General features: G+C 62.2%; 14 protein-coding genes. 5 read left to right on the plus strand and 9 right to left on the minus strand.

Going from position 1 to position 17,589, the window contains the following annotated elements:
- Positions 1 to 75 precede the first annotated feature (75 nt).
- The 3 genes from CIT26_RS04210 to CIT26_RS04220 all read right to left on the minus strand — a co-directional run bounded on the left by CIT26_RS04210 (position 76) and on the right by CIT26_RS04220 (position 4,629).
- Positions 76 to 1,074 (minus strand): GlxA family transcriptional regulator, encoded by a 999-nt coding sequence (locus CIT26_RS04210; protein ID WP_095491398.1) that lies wholly within the window; start codon positions 1,072 to 1,074, stop codon positions 76 to 78.
- A gap of 18 nt (positions 1,075 to 1,092) precedes the next feature.
- Positions 1,093 to 1,992, minus strand: a complete 900-nt coding sequence (gene folD / locus CIT26_RS04215; RefSeq protein WP_095491399.1) for a bifunctional methylenetetrahydrofolate dehydrogenase/methenyltetrahydrofolate cyclohydrolase FolD — start codon at positions 1,990 to 1,992, stop codon at positions 1,093 to 1,095.
- Between the two features lie 123 nt (positions 1,993 to 2,115).
- Positions 2,116 to 4,629: a GNVR domain-containing protein gene (locus tag CIT26_RS04220; RefSeq protein WP_095491400.1), complete on the minus strand. Its 2,514-nt coding sequence runs from the start codon at positions 4,627 to 4,629 to the stop codon at positions 2,116 to 2,118.
- Between the two features lie 198 nt (positions 4,630 to 4,827).
- Here CIT26_RS04220 and CIT26_RS04225 point away from each other — a divergent pair, with 198 nt between their 5' ends.
- Complete coding sequence (locus CIT26_RS04225) at positions 4,828 to 6,123, plus strand: lipopolysaccharide biosynthesis protein (RefSeq protein WP_095491401.1); 1,296 nt, start codon at positions 4,828 to 4,830, stop codon at positions 6,121 to 6,123.
- A 201-nt stretch (positions 6,124 to 6,324) separates the two neighbouring features.
- Here CIT26_RS04225 and CIT26_RS04230 read toward each other — a convergent pair whose 3' ends face one another.
- The 6 genes from CIT26_RS04230 to CIT26_RS04255 all read right to left on the minus strand — a co-directional run bounded on the left by CIT26_RS04230 (position 6,325) and on the right by CIT26_RS04255 (position 12,793).
- Positions 6,325 to 7,074, minus strand: a complete 750-nt coding sequence (locus tag CIT26_RS04230; RefSeq protein WP_095491402.1) for a ribonuclease activity regulator RraA — start codon at positions 7,072 to 7,074, stop codon at positions 6,325 to 6,327.
- 22 nt (positions 7,075 to 7,096) lie between these two features.
- Positions 7,097 to 8,260 (minus strand): mandelate racemase/muconate lactonizing enzyme family protein, encoded by a 1,164-nt coding sequence (locus tag CIT26_RS04235; RefSeq protein ID WP_095491403.1) that lies wholly within the window; start codon positions 8,258 to 8,260, stop codon positions 7,097 to 7,099.
- A gap of 33 nt (positions 8,261 to 8,293) precedes the next feature.
- Positions 8,294 to 9,391: an ABC transporter ATP-binding protein gene (locus tag CIT26_RS04240; RefSeq protein WP_095491404.1), complete on the minus strand. Its 1,098-nt coding sequence runs from the start codon at positions 9,389 to 9,391 to the stop codon at positions 8,294 to 8,296.
- Between the two features lie 10 nt (positions 9,392 to 9,401).
- A complete protein-coding gene (locus CIT26_RS04245) occupies positions 9,402 to 10,292 on the minus strand; it encodes a carbohydrate ABC transporter permease (protein WP_095491405.1) in 891 nt (296 codons plus the stop codon).
- Entirely contained in the window at positions 10,289 to 11,248 is a 960-nt protein-coding gene (locus CIT26_RS04250; RefSeq protein ID WP_095491406.1) for a carbohydrate ABC transporter permease, read from the minus strand. Before CIT26_RS04250 ends, CIT26_RS04245 begins: the two co-directional genes overlap by 4 nt.
- Before the next feature lie 66 nt (positions 11,249 to 11,314).
- Positions 11,315 to 12,793 carry an ABC transporter substrate-binding protein gene (locus CIT26_RS04255; RefSeq protein ID WP_095491407.1) on the minus strand — a complete coding sequence of 493 codons (1,479 nt, stop codon included), beginning with the start codon at positions 12,791 to 12,793 and terminating at the stop codon, positions 11,315 to 11,317.
- Between the two features lie 212 nt (positions 12,794 to 13,005).
- On the opposite strand from CIT26_RS04255, the gene CIT26_RS04260 reads away from it, so the two are divergent.
- The 4 genes from CIT26_RS04260 (at position 13,006) to CIT26_RS04275 (ending at position 17,583) form a co-directional block, all read left to right on the plus strand.
- The gene (locus CIT26_RS04260; RefSeq protein WP_095491408.1) at positions 13,006 to 13,716 is read left to right on the plus strand and encodes a GntR family transcriptional regulator; all 711 of its coding nucleotides are present in this window, start codon (positions 13,006 to 13,008) and stop codon (positions 13,714 to 13,716) included.
- A gap of 58 nt (positions 13,717 to 13,774) precedes the next feature.
- Entirely contained in the window at positions 13,775 to 14,941 is a 1,167-nt protein-coding gene (locus CIT26_RS04265; RefSeq protein ID WP_095491409.1) for a mandelate racemase/muconate lactonizing enzyme family protein, read from the plus strand.
- A gap of 63 nt (positions 14,942 to 15,004) precedes the next feature.
- Positions 15,005 to 16,366 carry a mandelate racemase/muconate lactonizing enzyme family protein gene (locus CIT26_RS04270; RefSeq protein WP_095491410.1) on the plus strand — a complete coding sequence of 454 codons (1,362 nt, stop codon included), beginning with the start codon at positions 15,005 to 15,007 and terminating at the stop codon, positions 16,364 to 16,366.
- A gap of 17 nt (positions 16,367 to 16,383) precedes the next feature.
- Positions 16,384 to 17,583 (plus strand): mandelate racemase/muconate lactonizing enzyme family protein, encoded by a 1,200-nt coding sequence (locus CIT26_RS04275; protein ID WP_095491411.1) that lies wholly within the window; start codon positions 16,384 to 16,386, stop codon positions 17,581 to 17,583.
- Positions 17,584 to 17,589: the final 6 nt, after the last annotated feature.

Below are 17,589 nucleotides of genomic sequence, written 5' to 3' on the forward strand. Positions count from 1 at the left end.
TATTTGACGCCGCGTCAGGACACAAGCCCGGACGCCGGGCGTGGAGGGTTGGCCACAACCCTTGAGACAAACCACTCAGTACGTCGTGCGACGCTCTTCGGAAGGCGGCCGGCCGAATTGCAGCCGATAGCTCTGGGCAAAATAGGAGTGTGAGGTGAAGCCGGTGGCGATCGCCACGTCGAGGATCGGCATGTTGGTCTGGCGCAGCAATTCGCGCGCCCGCTCGAGCCTGAGCCGCATGTAATAGCGGCCGGGCGTCACCGTGAGGTGACGCAGGAACAGGCGCTCGACCTGGCGCACCGACAGGCCGGCCGACTTGGCGAGCTGCACCGCCGACAGCGGCTCGTCGAGATGATCGGCCATCAGCTCGACGATGCGGCGCAGCTTTTCCGATTTGCCGGTCAGGTCGCGCTCAGGACCGACGCGCTGGCGGTCTCCGGCGGAGCGGATGCGCTCGTGCTGGAACTGGTTGGCGACGCCGTTGGCGAGGCCCGAGCCGAAATCGCCGCGCACGATCTCCAGCATCAGGTCGATCGAAGTGGTGCCGCCGGCGCAGGTGTAGCGTTTGCGGTCGATCTCGAAGACATTGCCGGTGCAGTTGATGTCGGGAAACCGCTCGACGAAGCCGGCGCGGTTTTCCCAGTGGATGGTGCAGCGATAGCCTTCGAGCTGGCCTGCCTCGGCGAGCAGATAGGAGCCGACCGACAGTGCGCCGAGCGCGTTGCCGCGCCGGCCCCAGCTGCGCAGCGCCGCCAGCACCTTGCTCTTGCCGGGAAACTCCGTCGTCAGCCCGACCGAGACGAAAAGGATATCGACCGGCGGCAGATCGGCGACAGCGTAGTCGATCTTGAGCGGCAGGCCGTTGGAGGCCATGACGGCATCGCCGTCGGCCGATACCGTCGTCCAGCCATAGAAGTCGTGGCCGAGCAGCCGGTTCGCCGACCGGAACGTGTCGATTGCGGCGGCCAGCGAGAACATGGAAAACTTGTCGACCAGCAGGAACCCGAACTGCCGGCCGCCTTGAACGGGATCGTTCGTGATCAGCCGCTCTGAGGGAACAGTGAGGTTCGGCAAAGCTGAGGCTTTCCAGGTTCAGAAAGACGGCCGTTTCAATCCGGCCGCGAGATAGGCGGAAGCTAGCGTGTTGGCCATCAGCATGGCAATGGTCATCGGTCCGACGCCGCCAGGCACCGGCGTAATGGCGCCGGCCGTCTTCGCCGCTTCCGCATAGGCAACGTCACCGACGAGACGGGTCTTGCCTTCGCCCTTTTCGGGCGCCGCGATGCGGTTGATGCCGACGTCGATGACGGTGGCGCCTGATTTGACCCAGTCACCCCTGACCATTTCAGGTCTGCCGACAGCGGCAACGAGAATGTCGGCGGTGCGTGCCAGTGCAGCCAAGTCCTTCGTGCGGCTATGCGCGATGGTGACAGTGCAGTTGGCGGCAAGCAGAAGATTGGCCATCGGTTTGCCGACAATGTTGGAGCGGCCGACGACCACCGCATTGAGCCCGGAAAGATCCTTGCCGCGCACACGCTCGATCAGCAGCATCGAGCCAGCCGGCGTACAAGGCACGAACGCCGTCTCCAGTTCGCCGGTGCCGAGCTTGCCGACATTGATGAAGTGGAAGCCGTCGACATCCTTTTGCGGCGCTATTGCCTGGATGACCTTGCCCGCATCGACATGGCCAGGCAGCGGAAGCTGCACCAGGATGCCGTTGATGCCGGGATCGGCGTTGAGTTCGCCGATGATATCAAGCAGTTCCTGTTCGGAGGTCTCGGCCGGCAGCGTGTGCTGGACCGAATGAAAGCCGCATTCCTTGGCGGTGCGGGATTTGGAGGCGACATAAACCTGGCTCGCCGGATCCTCGCCGACGATGACCACGGCAAGACCGGGCTTGTGCGCGCGCTTTTCCATCAGTTCGATCGTCAAGGCCTTGACGCGCCGCACCACGTCTTCGGCGACGCTCTTTCCGTCAATCAACTCGGCCATGAACCACCCTCAACATCGTTCTACTTCGGGCGGCATTTTCACGAAAATCCGACCGGGCAATCCCGTCAAAGCGCCGTCTTATGCCGCTAACTCGAAACCGATGGCTTTTATTCTATTCGGCGCTCAGAAATAGCGCCGCGATCGGCTTTCGGTGAGTTCGCGAACCGCTTCGCGGAATTCGCGCAGGCTGGCTCGGATCTCCTCGATGGAGGCTTGCTGTTCAGCGGCTTCCGAAGCCTGATTTGCCTCGTCCGACGAGGCTCGGGGATAGACCGGCTGCTGCTGCGGGTAAGGCCCGGCATGGGGCGTCATGGCCGGCGGATAGGGAAAGCCGGCCGGCGGCTGCATCTGCCAGGGATAGCCCATAGGCGGTTGCGGATAGGGGTACGCCTGCGTAGTGGCGGCCGGGTACATCCCCTGCTGCGGACCATAGGCGCCTTGCTGGACTTGCGGCTGCCTGTAGCCGGTAGTTTCCGGATCCCGCTTTGCGCCTCCGGCGACTACCGATGCGCCACTGGCCGGTGAGCCACTGGACCGCGTAGTGGCAGAGTCTTCCCTGCGCGCCCTGCGCGGCACGATCCTGCTCACCGCCGACAGCAGCGCACTGATCGGACCTGAACGCCTGGTGGCCTCGACTGGCGGAACGGGCGGCGAGGCCTGGTATGCCTGGTCTCCAAAACCGCGTTCGTCCGCCCGGCGGAGCGGCCGCGAATTGGCGGTTTCGCGCAGGCTCGCATAGGCGCCGCGCATGGCGCCCAGACCGACACCAGAGGCGAGGCCCGCCAGCAGGCCGGCAAGCACCGTCACGGCGCGCGACGGTCCGTTCGGCTCGAGCGGGGCGAAGGCCTTGGAGATCACGTTGATATTGGCGGTGTTGATGTCCTTCTGCTCGCCGGTTTCCTTGGCGCGCAGAAGATATTGCTCATAGACGGAGCGTTTGGCGGCGGCCTCGCGCTCCAGTTCGCGCAGGGTAACCAGGTCGCTGTTGACGTCGCCACTGCGGACCTTCAACTGCGCCAGTCGGGAGGCCAGATCCTGTTCGAGCTGCACGGCGCGCCTCAGGTCGACCTGCAGCGACGAGGCGATGCGGCGCAGTTCCCCGGCGATACGCTCGCGCGACCCGGAAAGCTGGGCATTGAGCGCCTGGAGCTCGGGATGGCGCGGCCCGAACCGGATCGCAGCGCGGTCGGCCTCCTGCTTGAGCGTCGCATATTGCGAGCGCAGCTCGCTCATGGTGTTGGAGTTGATCTCCTCCGGCAAGGTACCGCTCAGAACCGAATTCACGTCGATCGAGCGCGCCGACGCAGCGCGGGCGTTGAGTTCCAGCGTGCGCGCGCGGGCGATCGCAAGCTGCTGGTTGAGCTTGAGCATCTCGTCGTCGCTGATCAGATGGCCTTGTGCGTCGACGAGGTCGTGCGCGGCCCTGAAATCCTCGACCTTGCGCTCGGCCACTTCCACGCCCTTGCGCAGCTCGTCGAGCCTGCCCGTCAGTTCGTTGGTCGCGCGGCCAGCGGTGTCGGACTGGATCTGACCGAAGGTCTGCAGGAAAACGTCCGTCATCGTGTTGGCGATGAGCGCCGACTTCTCGCCATTTTGCGTGGTGGCACTGACGGAGATGACGAAGGTCTTGCCGCCGCGCTCGACCGAAAGGCTCTCCGCCAGATTGGCGACGGCCAGCGCACGGCGGCGGCCCTCATCGGCACCCGGCCCGTCATTGCGCGACAGGATCGATCGGATGAGCGTCATCACGCCCAGGCTGTCGGAACCTTGCCCGTTGAATTCCGGATCGTTGACCAGATTGAGCTTGTCCACGACCTTGTTGAGAACGGTGCCGGAGGTGAGCACGCGAACCTGGTTTTCGACGATGGCCAGCGTGGCGTCGGACGCAACCACCGATTGGGTGAGATCGCGGTCGGTGAGCTTCAGGTCGCGCGGGTCGACGATCAGCTCTGCGGTGGCTTCGTATTTCTTCGGCGTCGACAATGCGATCGCGACGCCAAGCGTGGCGCCCAGGATCGTCATGGCGACAATCAGCAGCTTCGACCGGGCAACGCCGCGGACGACCTGCATCGGATCGATCAACGGCTTCCATCCGCCGTCGTCCTCATGGGAAGACCGCTGCTCGTCACCGGCGTATTGAGGCTCGAACGTTGCATATCGTGGATCGGACGCGGGATACCGAGGTTCGAATGCGTATCGCGGATCGAATGCGGCATGTCGAGGATCGGCATCGGAACGGCGGTCCTCGGAGGCACCGGCAGCAAACGGCTCCTCCCGCAGCCTGGCGTCCGCATAGCCCGCTTCAACGGCATCGTCGGTCTCAGGCGGTATCCGGGCGGTCGAAGCGGATGCATGATCGGCTTGAAACTGGCTTGTTTCATCGCTTGCCGAGAATTCCGGGGTTACCGGGCGTTCCGGGATCGCTGAGGACTCCGGGATTGCCGAAAATTCCGGATGCGCTCGCCCCTCGCGGCGTGAGCGCGCGAGACGATGGCGCGTTGCGGCGTCTTCGCGCCATGACGGGTCCGCCCGATCCCCGATCGAAACCAGCGATGGTTCTTCGCCGCGCATCGCATGGCCGAGCGCTAGCAAGGACCGCTCGCGCTTCCAATCTTCACGGTTTTGCCTGTCGACCATTGTCGTGGAGCTTGCCCTTGGCGGCGTTGGACGCGCGGTCAGCCATTCGTTAAGCCACGCTAAACAGGCATAGGAAACAAAAGGTTAATTTCCCTGCCTAGGAGACAAGGTTTCCCTCTTCGGTTGTGTCTTTCTTGAACGCACCGAAAGCGTCCAGAACCGCGCGTTAAACTTTCCAGCCTATGCTGTCTCCGACACATGACCCAGGCTGGCAACATCCCGCAAAGGCGGCCTCTCGCCCGGATCGGCGCTTTCGTGGCCGAGCGACGGGGGCTGGTTCGCGACTATCTTTCGGCGATAAGCGGCGCGGGCGGGCGGCTGGTGTTTTCGCTCGCCTATTTCATCGCGCTGGCCAACACGCTGTCGATCGCCGAGTTTGGCATGTTCGCCACCGCTTCGGCGGCCGGCGTGATGCTGTCGCGCATCCTGGCCTTCGGCTTCATCTCGGCGCTTTACCGAACCGCAACCATCCGCCCCAATCTGATCGGCACCTTCACGGCCGGCTTCCTGCTGCTCGGCGTGGTATCGCTGCCGCTGCTGGCTGCCGCCTCCTACGGCGTCTACCTGGTCTTCTTTGCCGGCACCGTGCCGCTGTCGGTCTTTGCGGCGATCGTGTTTGCCGAGGCGCTGTTGTGGCGGCCGGTCGAGGTGGCGCTGATCGTCAACAACGGTCTCGGCAAATTCGGCCGCGCCGCCCTGCTGACGATCATGGCGACGGCCCTGCGGGCGCTCGGCGCCGTGCTGTTCATGTTCGCGGCGCAGCCGACCATAGGTGTCTGGTCCTGGTATTATATCTGCGCCAACGCCGCCTCGCTGCTCATCGCCTTCGGATTTTTCTATCCGCGCCAGAGGCTGCGGCTGCGGCTGGAGCTCTATCTGAGGCGGCTCGCCGATTCCGTCTACGTGGCCGGCGCAGAGGTGCTGTTCTACCTGCAGATGGAATTCGACAAGCTGCTGGTGCTGGCGATCGGCGGGCCGCACCTCGCCGGCATCTATGCCATCATCATGCGGCTGGTCGACCTGACGGCGATCCCGATCCGCACCTTCTCGATGATGCTGGTGCAGCGCATGATGCGGGCGCCGGAACTGCTGTCGCGCCTTTCGGTCAAGAGCGGCATCGAAGGCGGCGTGTTCCTGGTCTCGACGCTGGCGCTGGCGGCGCTCGGCATCGTGCTGCATTTCTTCCCCAACGCGCTCGGCAAGAATGTCGCGGAGGCCGCCCCGTTGGTGGCGCTGGCGATCTGCGTGCCGGGCCTGCGCAATCTCGTCGAATACCAGGCCGAGCTTCTGTTCGCGCGCGGCCAGACGCTGGTGCGGGCGATCAACCTGGCGCTGCTTGCCGGGCTGAAGGCGGTCCTGCTGACCTATGTGCTGACCACCATCCTGGACACGCCCGATCTGGTGCTGTCGCTCAATATCGTCTTCCTGCTGCTCTATCTCGCCTCGGCGCTGCTCACCTATTCGGCGATGCGCAATCCGGCCAAGCCGGTTTAGGGAAAACTCGATCGGCCCGGCTGCCACCAATGGCCGAGATGGGATGGAAAGTTGCCCTCTCGACATGCAATATCGGTGCATGACCTCGTTATCTTTCCGGCACCTGAACCCTAACTGGAACGCCGAGCCTACCGCTCCTGACGTAGAGCTAACCGTCGAGGGCGATACAGTTCAGCTTTCCTTTCTTTTGAACCCATTGCGCTAACTTGGGTTCTTCACGCGGTTTGTTTTGCGCCACTCCTCGTACTCCCCGCGGGCATCGTCATGCAGCGGATAATAGCGTTGCAACGGCGCGCCCTCCATGAGCTTCACTCGTGAGAACTCCTCCCAATCGTGATGCTTCTGTGATTCTTCGATCACCTTTGCGGCCATTGCGACGGGAAGCACCACCACCCCGTCGTCGTCGGCGACGATGATGTCGCCGGGGATCACCGTGACACCGCCGCAGGCAATCGGAACGTTGACGGCATTGGGATAGATGCTGGTTTGCACATGATAATTTGGAGTCCAGCCGCGCAGCCATAGGGGCAGATCGAGCTTTTCAACATTGGGCCGGTCGCGCATGCATCCATCGATGACGATGCCCGCCCCGCCCCTGCCTTTGAAATACGTCGACATCATATCGCCGAAGACGCCCGAGCTCATGTCGCCGCGCGCGTCGACCACGACCACATCGCCCTCCTGCGCGTGGTAGAGCACGTGCCGGTGCAGTTGCGTCTCTGGATCGGCATATTCTCCCTCGGTGAAGAGGTCTGGCCGCTGCGGCATGAACTGCAGCGTCAGCGCCGGCCCGACGATCGACTTCCCGTGGTTCTGCGCCACCGGACCGACCATATGCGGATTGCGGAAGCCCATATGGCCAAGCGTGCCGGCAACCGTCGCGGCGCCGATCTCCCGGAGCGCGTCGATCAGGTCTTTAGGCGGCCGCGTGATGTCGGAAGTATGCGTCATTATGGACTCCGCTTGAAAGGAACTACCAGTTCGTCACAGAACCGTCGCGGCGCTTAAGGTGAGGCGCTTCCCAGAAACGCAAACTCTGCCCTTGGATCGCCTCCTCGTTGACTTCGACGCCGAGCCCCGGCAGATCGCCGACCGGATAGTTGGTCCCGTCGAGCCATGGTTGCACGGGGAAGAAGTCGGAATTGTCGAAGCCCAGCTTTGTTTCGGGTTCCCTGGTCTCGAGCCACGCGAAGTTGGGTACCGCCGCGGCGAGATGCACGGTCGCGGCCGTGCACACCGGACCAAGGGGATTGTGCGGCATCAGATCCACATAGTGCGCCTCGCTCCAGCCAGCGACCTTCATCGCCTCGGTGAGCCCACCGACATTGCAAACATCGAGCCGGTTGAACTGATGGATGCCGCGCTCGATGTAGGGCAGGAACTGCCATTTGCTGGCAAATTCCTCACCGATGGCAAAGGGGATGTCGGTCATCGTACGCAGGGATTCGTAGGCCTCCGGTGTCTCGTCCCGTATCGGCTCCTCGAGGAAATCAAGAACGCCGCGGCCGAGCTTGTTGCAGAAGCTCGCCGCCTCGGCCACCGACAGCCGATGATGATAGTCGATGCCGAGGACGACGTCGTCGCCCAGCGCCTCGCGCGCCTTGTTTAGCATACTCGCGGTAGCGCCGATCGACTCGCGCGGCTCGAAGATGTCCCTGCTGTTTTGCCCGACGGGGAAGAGGCGGATCGCCTGCCACCCCTGTGCGCGTAGTTCGCGGGCTCGTTCGATGGCAGCATCGCCCTCGGCCTCGTCCCCGGTCGAGGCGAAGGTGGGGATGCGGTCGCGCTGCTTGCCGCCTAGCAGCTCGTAGACCGGCACCCCCAGCGCTTTGCCCTTGATGTCGTGAAGGGCGATGTCGATGGCGGAAATCGCCGCCTGCAGAACTCGCCCGCCTTCGAAGTACTGGCTGCGATAAACCTCCTGCCAGATCCGGCCAATCTGCATCGGGTCGCGGCCGATGAGAAACTCGCGGTAGTGCTCGATCGCGCCGGCCACGGCCCTCTCGCGACCGCTCAAGCCGCTCTCGCCCCAGCCGAAGATGCCCTGGTCGGTCTCGACCTTGACGAGCATCTGGTTGCGCGTTCCTACCCACACCGGATATGGCTTGATCGCGGTGATCTTAAGCTTCGTAGTCATCCGCGCCCACGTTCCAAACGCATCCGCCCTGTCTCAGTTCGCCTTGAGGGCCATTTCGGTTTCGCCGTCGAACAGATGCATCCGCTCCTGGTCGAACTCGAGCCAGATCTGTTCATCGGGCGCGACGGCAATGTTCGGCGGCACGCTGACGTTGACGATGGCGCCGGACAGGAACGCCTGCACGAAGGTAACGTCTCCGGTCGGTTCCACCGTGTAGGCCTTGGCCGGAATGGCACCGGGGACCGCGCTGTTGTGTAGCTTGATCGTCGAGTGACGTGCGCCGAGCACGACTTTCTTGGTCGTTGCGTTTGCGACCTTCTGGGCGTTGCGCGGCGAGAGCTCGAAGCTCCAGCCCTCCGCTCCGGTCAACACAGAGTTGCCGTTTGCCGTCGATGCCTGCAGCGGAATAAGGCTCATCGCCGGGCTGCCTATGAAGCTGGCGACGAACATGTTGACGGGATGGGCAAAGACCTGCGCCGGTGAATCGTATTGCTGCAGGTAGCCGCCGTTCATCACCGCCATCTTGTCGGCCATGGTCACGGCTTCGAGCTGGTCGTGCGTCACATAGATGATCGTCGCCTTGAGGTCTTGGTGGAAGCGCTTGATCTCCGACCGCATCTGCACGCGCAGTTTGGCATCGAGGTTAGAGAGCGGCTCGTCCATGAGGAATACGGCGGGGTCGCGGACAAGCGCACGGCCCAGCGCCACCCGCTGCTGCTGCCCGCCCGAAAGTTCGCGTGGCTTGCGCTCGAGCAGGTGCGTCATGTCGAGCACTCGCGCCGCTTCCTTGACCTTCTTGTCGATCTCGTCCCTGGGCAGTTTGCGCATCTGCAGCGGGAACGCCAGGTTCTTGTAAACCGATTTCTGCGGATAGAGCGCGTAGTTCTGGAACACCATTGCGATGTCCCGGTCCTTGGGGTCGAGGTCGTTGACCACCCGGTCCCCGATGACGATGTCGCCCGATGTGATCGGGATCAGCCCCGCGACGAGATTGAGCGTGGTTGTCTTGCCGCAGCCTGAAGGGCCGACGAGCGCAACGAACTCGCCGTCATTGACCGTCAGCGACACGTCGTTGACAGCTTTGAAGCTGCCATAGGTCTTGACGAGATCTTTGAGGACCACGTGGGCCATCGGCAACTCCCTAGTGCTTGACCGCGCCTTCTGTAAGGGCGCGTACGAAGTATCGTTGCAGGACGAGGAACAGCACCACGACGGGCACGCTCATCATAAAGCTGGCCGCCATCAGGCCCGGAAAGTCCGTCGTATTTTCCGAGAAGAAGCGCTGGATGCCGACCGGCAGTGTCAACTGGTCGTTCTTGGTGAGGAAGGTGTAGGCGTAGATGTACTCGTTCCACGCGCCGATGAACGAATAGATCGCGGTGGCGATGATCCCCGGCGTCGAGAGCGGCATCACAATCAAGATGAAGGCCTGGAACCTCGTTGCCCCATCAATGCGCGCCGCCTGCTCGAGCTGCACCGGAATGTTGTCGTAAAAGCCCTTGAGCAACCAGATCGCCAGCGGCAGGCCGAAGGTGAGATAGGTGAGAATCAGCGAGCCATGCGTGTTCATCAACCCGAGCAGGCGCATCAGGATGAACAGCGGCACGAGAAAGATCACCGCCGGGAACATATTGCGCAGCAGCACGGCGAAGAACAGGAAGTTCCGGCCGGGGAAACTGAAGCGCGAAAATGCGTAGGCCGCTGGGACAGCGACGATCACCGAGAGGATTGTCGTGACGGTCGACACGAAAAGGCTGTTCCAGAAGAAGCGGAGGAAGTCCTGGCCGACGCTGTTCTGGGGATCGAGCAGCTTCTCGTAGCTGGCGAGGGTAGGTTCGTCCGGCCACCATTGCGGCGGGAATTGCATCGCCGCGAACCCGGACTTGATCGAGGTGATCAGCATCCAGATCATCGGCACCGCGGTGTAAAGCAGCATGAACACGAGGAAGATGCGCCCGGCCCACCGCCATCCGTCGACGCGCATGCGGCGACGGCTCAGGCCTCGAGGGGCTATCTCGGCAGTCGTGCTCATGCGCTCCCCTCCTTCCGCTCATTGCCGCTTAGCGCACGGACGTAGAAGTAGCCGAGCGTCATCAGGATGAGGAACAGGAGCACCGAATAGGCAGATGCCACGCCCCAGCGCTGTCGTCCGAAGGCGAGCTCGTAAATGTGGGTGATCCAGATATGCGATGCGTTGGACGGCCCGCCGCCGGTCATGATCCAGGGGATGATGAAGGAATTGAAGTTGGCCACCGCGAGCAGCAGGATCGTCACCGTCGAGACGTTGCGCAAGTGCGGGAAGGTGACGTGCCAGAAGCGCTGCCAGGCGCTGGCGCCGTCGACCTGCGCGGCGCGCAGCAATTGCTCGGGCACGGTCTGCAGGCCGGCCATCATCATGATCATGGCAAACGGAAACTCGCGCCAGATATTGACGACGATCAGGGAAGGCAGCACCGTGCTGACGCTGTCGATGAAATTCGGCGGTCGGTCGGCCAATCCGAGGCCGACCAGCGCCGCACCGATGATCCCGAAGTCCGAATGATAGATCCACTTCCAGATATAGGAGGCGGCGACCGCGCTGATGACCCAGGGAATGATCAGGATTGCGCGCAGGACACCGCGGCCGATAAAGGCGCGGTGGAGCGCCAGCGCGGTGGCAAACCCCAGGACAAAGGAGATCAAAGTGGATCCCAGTGTCCAGATCAGAGTGTTCCAGGTGACTTTCCAGAACACCTCACTGGTGAGGATGGCCGTGTAGTTGTCGAAGCCTATGAAGGTCTTGTCGCGGAGCTGCAGGCCAGGCGGCGTCTTAAAGAACGACAGCTCGATGGTGTAGTAGATCGGATAGGCGATGACGATGAGCATCACGGCGATCGCAGGGAGCACGTACGCGTAGTCAGCGCGATGCTCCCCTATCTTCCGTAGCGCGCCGGACCTACCGGATTGCAATCTTCGGCGAGCCTCGGCCTTGCCGGTCACGATCGTCACTGTGGCGCGCCCTTATTTCTTCTGAACGAACCGGCTGCACTATCGGTGCAGCCGGTCAGGCTTGGACTAGAGTCCGCCCATCAGGTCTCTTACCTTCTTGGCCGCGTCGTCCGCTGCCTGGTCGACGGTCATCGCTCCGGTCAGGGCATTCTGCAGCATGTCCGGGACGATGATGTTCATGATCTCGGGGGCCTGCGGCAGCGCTGGGAACGGGATGCCATATGGTAACATCGAGGTCGTCACATCGAGGAACTTGATGTTGTCCAGGCGTTCCTTCATCCATTTGGTCTTGAAGCCGTTGAGGTTGCCCGGGTTCGAGCCTGCGTAGGCCATCTTCAGCGACCATTCAGGGCTCGTCCACATGCAGATGATAGCCTTTGCAGCCGGCTCGTCGACCTTGCCGCCCTCGACATATTCAGGCTTCAGGATGTGAATGTTCGAGCCGCCGAACACGACTGCGCGCTTGCCGTCGGGGCCAGTGGGAATCAGGCCGTAGCGCATGTTGTCAATGACGGTCTGCGCCTTATCCTTGTCGGCGCCCGTCGCCTTCTTCTGCAGGTCGAGCATGACGTCGTAGTCCGACGGATGCGAGATCATCATGCCGAGCTGGCCGGCGAGGAACAGGGGCTGGTTATCGGCCTGCTGGTTGGTGAGTGCCGAAACCGGAACCGACTTGTCGCGAACATACATGTCGTACGAGGCTTGCAGCGCGGCCTTGCTCTGCGGGCTATCGAGCTTGACCTGCTCATAGGTCGGGTTCGCGGTGGCTTCGTCGAAGACGCCGCCGCCATAGGCCCACAGCTGCGGCATGAAGCGGTACGGCGTATTGCCAGCATTCTTGCGAGCCACGAGGCCGTAACCGGCAATGCCGAGCTTGTCGTGGATCTGCTTGGAATACTTGACGACGTCGTCCCAGGTTGCCGGAGCCTTGTCCGGATCGAGGCCCGCACGCTTGAAGATGTCGGCGTTCCAGATGAACGCCATCGTCTCGTTGTTGGTTGGAATGCCGTAGGTCACCCCCTCCCAGGTCACGGCCTTCATGGCGCCGGGCCAGAAGTCCTCGGTGGAATACCCCACATCCTCGGGTTTGAGCGGCTGCAGATAGCCTTTTGAGGCGAACTCGGTACCACCCAGGATTTGCAGGCGGACCGCCATCGGCGCGGCATTGCCCAGGAGCGCCGTGCGGAACTTGTCAAGAAGGTCGTTATAGGTGAGGGCTTGTTCCTCGAGCTGGATGTTCGGATAGGTCTTGCGGAAGGTCTCGAAGAAATCTTTGTAGTACTGGCGCAAAAGGTCGGGGTCGCCCTCGAACACGCCCTGATACCAGAAAGTCAGTCGCCCCTTGTAGTCGAGGGGGGTGACCTTGGCGCAATCGGCCGCCGTGTCAAAATCCTGTGTGCCCGCAATGGAGCGCACATATTCCGGCGACCACTTGCTGAGGTCGACCGGCGGCGCTCCCAGCGCCGATGTGGACATCAGCGATGCCATCAAAGCCGTGGCGACAGTGCCGCGCAGGACCGCACTGCCGAGCGTAATCCTCGTCATAGGTATCCTCCCTGGTTCTCCATGCCGCCCTGCGCCGAGGCAAAGCGGTCTAGCTCGTTCGACCGCGGGACGCCTTTCTGTTCTATGTATCCCTTCGATCATCTTGTACGTTTTCAGATCGTGGATTGCCTGTCAACGCGTTGGATCGTACATTGTTTGTGAAAACCGTGTGTGATATCGGGCAGGGTATGTATTGATTAGGGGAGCCGGCCTTGGCCGAAATAGGTGATTTTAAAGCCAAGCCACCGGTGGAGACTGACCCCATGGGGGCCTCCAGCGAGGGCGCCTCGCTTTATCAACTGATTAGGGAAGACATCATCGAGGGACGGCTCGCCGCCAACGAACGGCTTGTGGTCACCGATCTCGCCCGGCGTCACGGCACCTCGACCAACCCCGTGCGCGAGGCCCTGCAACTCTTGCGCGGGGAGGGTTTTGTCATCTTTCTCCCCAACCGCGGGGCGCGCGTCCGACCCATAGATCAGGATTTTGTCCGGGATATCTATGAAATCGGTGTTCTGATTGAGCCGGCCCTGACGCGATGGTTTGTGAATATGGCGACCGGCGAGGACATCGCCGAACTCGAACGTCTCGAAGGCCTGATTGAAGAGAACAACTTTGCCGACACCTTCAGGCACAGTGAGCTTGATACCGCTTTCCACACCGTGATGTACCAGCGGCACTATAACCGCCATGCCGCCGAACTTTGGTGGAAGCATCGCGAAGTGCTGCGAGCCGTCAGCCGGCGTTTCAATTTCACGCTCGCGCGGCGTGCCGCGATCATTCGCGAGCACCGCGAACTCATCGCGCACGTAAAAGCGGGAGAAGCCGACAAGGCGGCCGAACTCGTTTCCCGCCATGTCGAGGGTTCCGGCCGGCATATTCTCGAACAGATGCGTGCGCGCAACGCCGCTCGGGCCGGATAGGAACGAAGGTCCAGTCTCGAACATCGTTAGCCTGACCATTTCAGATAAAGGAATTGAGATGAAAATCACGAGCATTCGGCCGTGGCTGATCAAGTCCGATGCTTCTTATTGGGGAGAGTTCCTGTTCGTCGAAGTGACGACCAACGAGGGGGTGAGTGGCTGGGGAGAGATCACCACCACTACAAGGCTCGCCAACCGCGCTCTCTGCACGATCCTGCGGCAGATCGGTGTCGCCGTGACAGGCGAGGATCCAGCGCGTATCGAGCATCTCTGGCACAAGATTTTTCGCAGCTTCACCTACATGGGCAGCCGCGGCGCCGCCGTCGAATGCGTGAGCGCCATCGATATAGCCCTCTGGGACATCCGCGGCAAAGTCCTCGGTAAGCCGATTTACGAGCTGCTGGGCGGACCAGTACGCGATGAAATCGCGCTCTACACCCATCCCAACCAGGCCAAATTTACCAGCAAGGAGGCTGTGGTCCGCGAAATTCTAGACATCGTCGAGTCCGGACACACTGCGCTCAAGTTCGATCCTTACCCCCACCAGGGCCGCAGCTCCGATGGCCTGCCCCGCGAACAGCGAGACGGCTACCTCGATGGCAGCATGACCCGCAAGGACGAGCGCGAAGCCGCCGAACTCACGGCTCTGATCCGCGAAACGGCGGGGCCCGATGTCGACATCCTCATCGATGCGCATGGCCGCTTCGACGTTCCCACCGCCATTCGCCTCTGTCGTAGCCTCGAGGAAGCCGGCCAGATCGACTGGTTTGAGGAGCCCTGCCCGCCCGAGAGCCTCAACGCCCTCAAGCAGGTGCGTGAAAAGGTCAGTGCCGCCATCTCGTGGGGCGAGCGCGGCCACACGAAGTGGGACTTCGTGCCGGTACTCGAGAACAGGCTCGCTGACTACATCATGCCGGACGTCACCTGGACCGGCGGCATTACCGAACTCAAGAAGATTTCTGCCCTATGCGAAGCCTACTACGTCCCGGTCTCGCCACATGACGCCGCGGGACCGATCAACGTGGTTGCGGGAGCGCAGGTGATGATGACCGTTCCTAACTTCTACAAGCTCGAAACGTCGGAGTGGAACCTGGGCAAATACGATCACCTGATTGACAGACCACTCGACAATTCGAACGGCAGCCTCAAGCTGACGTCGAGGCCTGGTCTCGGTATTGAGATGAACCGCGACTACCTGCAGGCCCATGAGATTGAGCTGGGCTAGCAACGCTCTATGCCGGCCCGGCGTGCGGGCGACAAGCCCCATCCACCAGAACGAGGATAAGTCATGGCAAAGACGGGTGGCGCCGACGAGGCGCTCAATCGGGTGAACGCGAACTCTAAGCCATCCCAGCTTCGCATCACCGACATGCGGGTAGCCGAAATCATCGGCGCGCCGTTCACCTCAACGCTGCTCAAGATTTACACCAACCAGGGCATCGTCGGACTTGGCGAGGTGCGCGACGGCGCCAGCGCCACCTACGCGCTGATGCTGAAGAGCCGGCTGCTTGGCGAGAACCCTTGCAACATCGACCGCCTGTTTCGCCGGATCAAGCAGTTCGGCGGACACGGCCGGCAAGGCGGCGGCGTCTCGGCGATCGAAATCGCGTTGTGGGATCTCGCCGGCAAGGCCTATGGCGTGCCTATCTACCAGATGCTCGGCGGCCGGTTTCGGGAGAAGGTGCGCCTCTATTGCGATACCGACGCCACCGTGCCGAGCGGCACCGAGACCGGCAAGCGCCTCAAGCAGCGCATGGCGCTCGGCTTCACCTTCCTCAAGATGGATCTGGGGCTGATGCAGATCGCGGATGTACCCGGTGCGGTCGTGTCTCCTGCCGGCTCACTTGAAGGGTACCGCGTCCACCCCGGCCGCGGCCCGGTCAAGACTCTTGAAGAGCGACGCGCCCGCAACGCCGCCTACGATTTGCATAACGTCCCCCACCCCTTTACCGGTCTCCACTTTTCCGACAAGGGCCTCGACCTGCTTGAGCAGTACATTGCCGAGGTTCGCGACGTTATCGGCATGGATATTCCGCTCGCCATCGACCACGTCGGCCACATCTCGCTGCAGAACGGGATTCGCCTCGCCAGGCGGATTGAAAAATACGTGCCAGCCTGGCTCGAGGATGTGATCCCATGGCAGTACACCGAGCAGTACCGACAACTGCAGGACGCCACCACGGTGCCGATCTGCACCGGCGAGGACATCTACCTCAAGGAGGGCTTCGAGCCTCTGCTCAAGAGCGGCGGCCTCTCCGTTATCCACCCAGACCTGCTGACCAGCGGGGGCATCCTCGAGACCAAGAAGATCGGCGATATGGCGCAGGACCACGGCGTCGCTATGGCCATCCATATGGCCGAAAGTCCAATCGCCGCAATGGCCGCGGCCCATGTAGCGACCGCGACCGAAAACTTCATGGCGCTCGAATACCACTCTGCCGATGTCGACTGGTGGGACGATATCGTCACCGGCGTTCCCAAGCCGCTCGTGAAGGACGGCTTTATCACTGTTCCCGACAAGCCGGGCCTGGGGATTGACGACGTCGTCGACGAGGTGATCTCGCAGCATCTGCAGCCGGGTGTCACCGGCATCTGGCAGCCCACGGATCACTGGGACAACGAGTATTCCTGGGATCGCACCTGGAGCTGAGGCGAAGAGAACCGAACATGAAGATCACCGATCTCCGCTGTGCCGTCATCGGCAAGCACCCCATCGTTCGCGTCGTCACCGACGAGGGCCTCTATGGCCTGGGCGAGGTCGAGTACACCAAGCCCTACCTCAAGCCCTGGGTTCTGCATTTTCGCGAGGCGCTGATCGGCGAGGACCCAACCGACGTCGAGCGGGTGATGCTGAAGATCCGCCAACGCGGCTCTTTCAAGCCCTATGGTGCGGCGGTAAGCGCTATCGAGCATGCGCTGTGGGACATTGCCGGCAAGGCCGCAGGCGTGCCGGCCTACAAACTGCTCGGCGGCAAGGTGCGCGACAAGGTGCGCGTCTACAACGGCTCGATCCGCCAGAAACGCACGGGCGACCGGCCGGAGGATTACGCCGCTGACGTCAAATGGATGATGGAGCAGCCGCAGAACTTCTTCATGATCAAGCAAGGAATCTCGTTCCACTCCAACATGAAGGACACCATTGAGGGCTTCCATTACGGCGTGACGCAGAAGAAGGCCGGCTATCACGGTGCCATGGATCAAGGCGTGATCAGCGAGCGCGGTTTCAATCACATGCTCGACTGCGTGATCGCGATGAAGGAAGTGCTGGACGACAAGGTCAGCCTGGCGCTCGACTGCGGCCCCGGCTGGATGCTGCCCGATGCGATTAAGTTTGCTCGCGCGGTCGAGAAGTACAATTTGATGTGGCTCGAGGACATGCTGACTGGCGACTACGTGCCGTGGGTCAATCCGCAGGCCTATCGGGAGCTGACCACCTCCACCTCGACGCCAATCCATACCGGCGAGCAGATCTACCTGCGCCATAATTTCAAGGAGCTGATCGAAACGCAGGCGGTCCGTATCATCGGTCCGGACCCGGCCGATATCGGTGGCATCGCCGAGCTGAAATGGGTAGCCGAGCACGCCCATATGCACTCGATCCTGATGGCGCCGCACGGCACGGCGAACGGCCTGCTCGGCCTCGGCGCGTTGATCAATGTCTGCGCCTCCTTGCCCGCCAACTACATCGCCTTCGAATACCCGAGCGCCTCCGACCCCTGGTGGGAGGACCTCGTAATCGGCCTGCCGTCGCAGATCGTGAAGGACAGCATGGTGGACCTGCTGGAAGCGCCGGGGCTGGGCCTCGATATCGACGCCGAAGCAGCCAGGAAGTATCTCAGGGAAGAGGATGCGGGCTTCTTTGACTGAACCATC

Source organism: Mesorhizobium temperatum (genome assembly GCF_002284575.1).
In the GTDB taxonomy this organism is placed as follows: domain Bacteria; phylum Pseudomonadota; class Alphaproteobacteria; order Rhizobiales; family Rhizobiaceae; genus Mesorhizobium; species Mesorhizobium temperatum.

Excerpts from the sequence above, each read along its gene's own strand:
- folD (WP_095491399.1), bottom strand. The coding sequence starts at position 1,992 with ATGGCCGAGTTGATTGACGGAAAGAGCGTCGCCGAAGACGTGGTGCGG.
- CIT26_RS04220 (WP_095491400.1), bottom strand. The coding sequence starts at position 4,629 with ATGGTCGACAGGCAAAACCGTGAAGATTGGAAGCGCGAGCGGTCCTTG.
- CIT26_RS04225 (WP_095491401.1), top strand. The coding sequence starts at position 4,828 with ATGACCCAGGCTGGCAACATCCCGCAAAGGCGGCCTCTCGCCCGGATC.
- CIT26_RS04230 (WP_095491402.1), bottom strand. The coding sequence starts at position 7,074 with ATGACGCATACTTCCGACATCACGCGGCCGCCTAAAGACCTGATCGAC.
- CIT26_RS04235 (WP_095491403.1), bottom strand. The coding sequence starts at position 8,260 with ATGACTACGAAGCTTAAGATCACCGCGATCAAGCCATATCCGGTGTGG.
- CIT26_RS04240 (WP_095491404.1), bottom strand. The coding sequence starts at position 9,391 with ATGGCCCACGTGGTCCTCAAAGATCTCGTCAAGACCTATGGCAGCTTC.
- CIT26_RS04245 (WP_095491405.1), bottom strand. The coding sequence starts at position 10,292 with ATGAGCACGACTGCCGAGATAGCCCCTCGAGGCCTGAGCCGTCGCCGC.
- CIT26_RS04255 (WP_095491407.1), bottom strand. The coding sequence starts at position 12,793 with ATGACGAGGATTACGCTCGGCAGTGCGGTCCTGCGCGGCACTGTCGCC.
- CIT26_RS04265 (WP_095491409.1), top strand. The coding sequence starts at position 13,775 with ATGAAAATCACGAGCATTCGGCCGTGGCTGATCAAGTCCGATGCTTCT.
- CIT26_RS04270 (WP_095491410.1), top strand. The coding sequence starts at position 15,005 with ATGGCAAAGACGGGTGGCGCCGACGAGGCGCTCAATCGGGTGAACGCG.
- CIT26_RS04275 (WP_095491411.1), top strand. The coding sequence starts at position 16,384 with ATGAAGATCACCGATCTCCGCTGTGCCGTCATCGGCAAGCACCCCATC.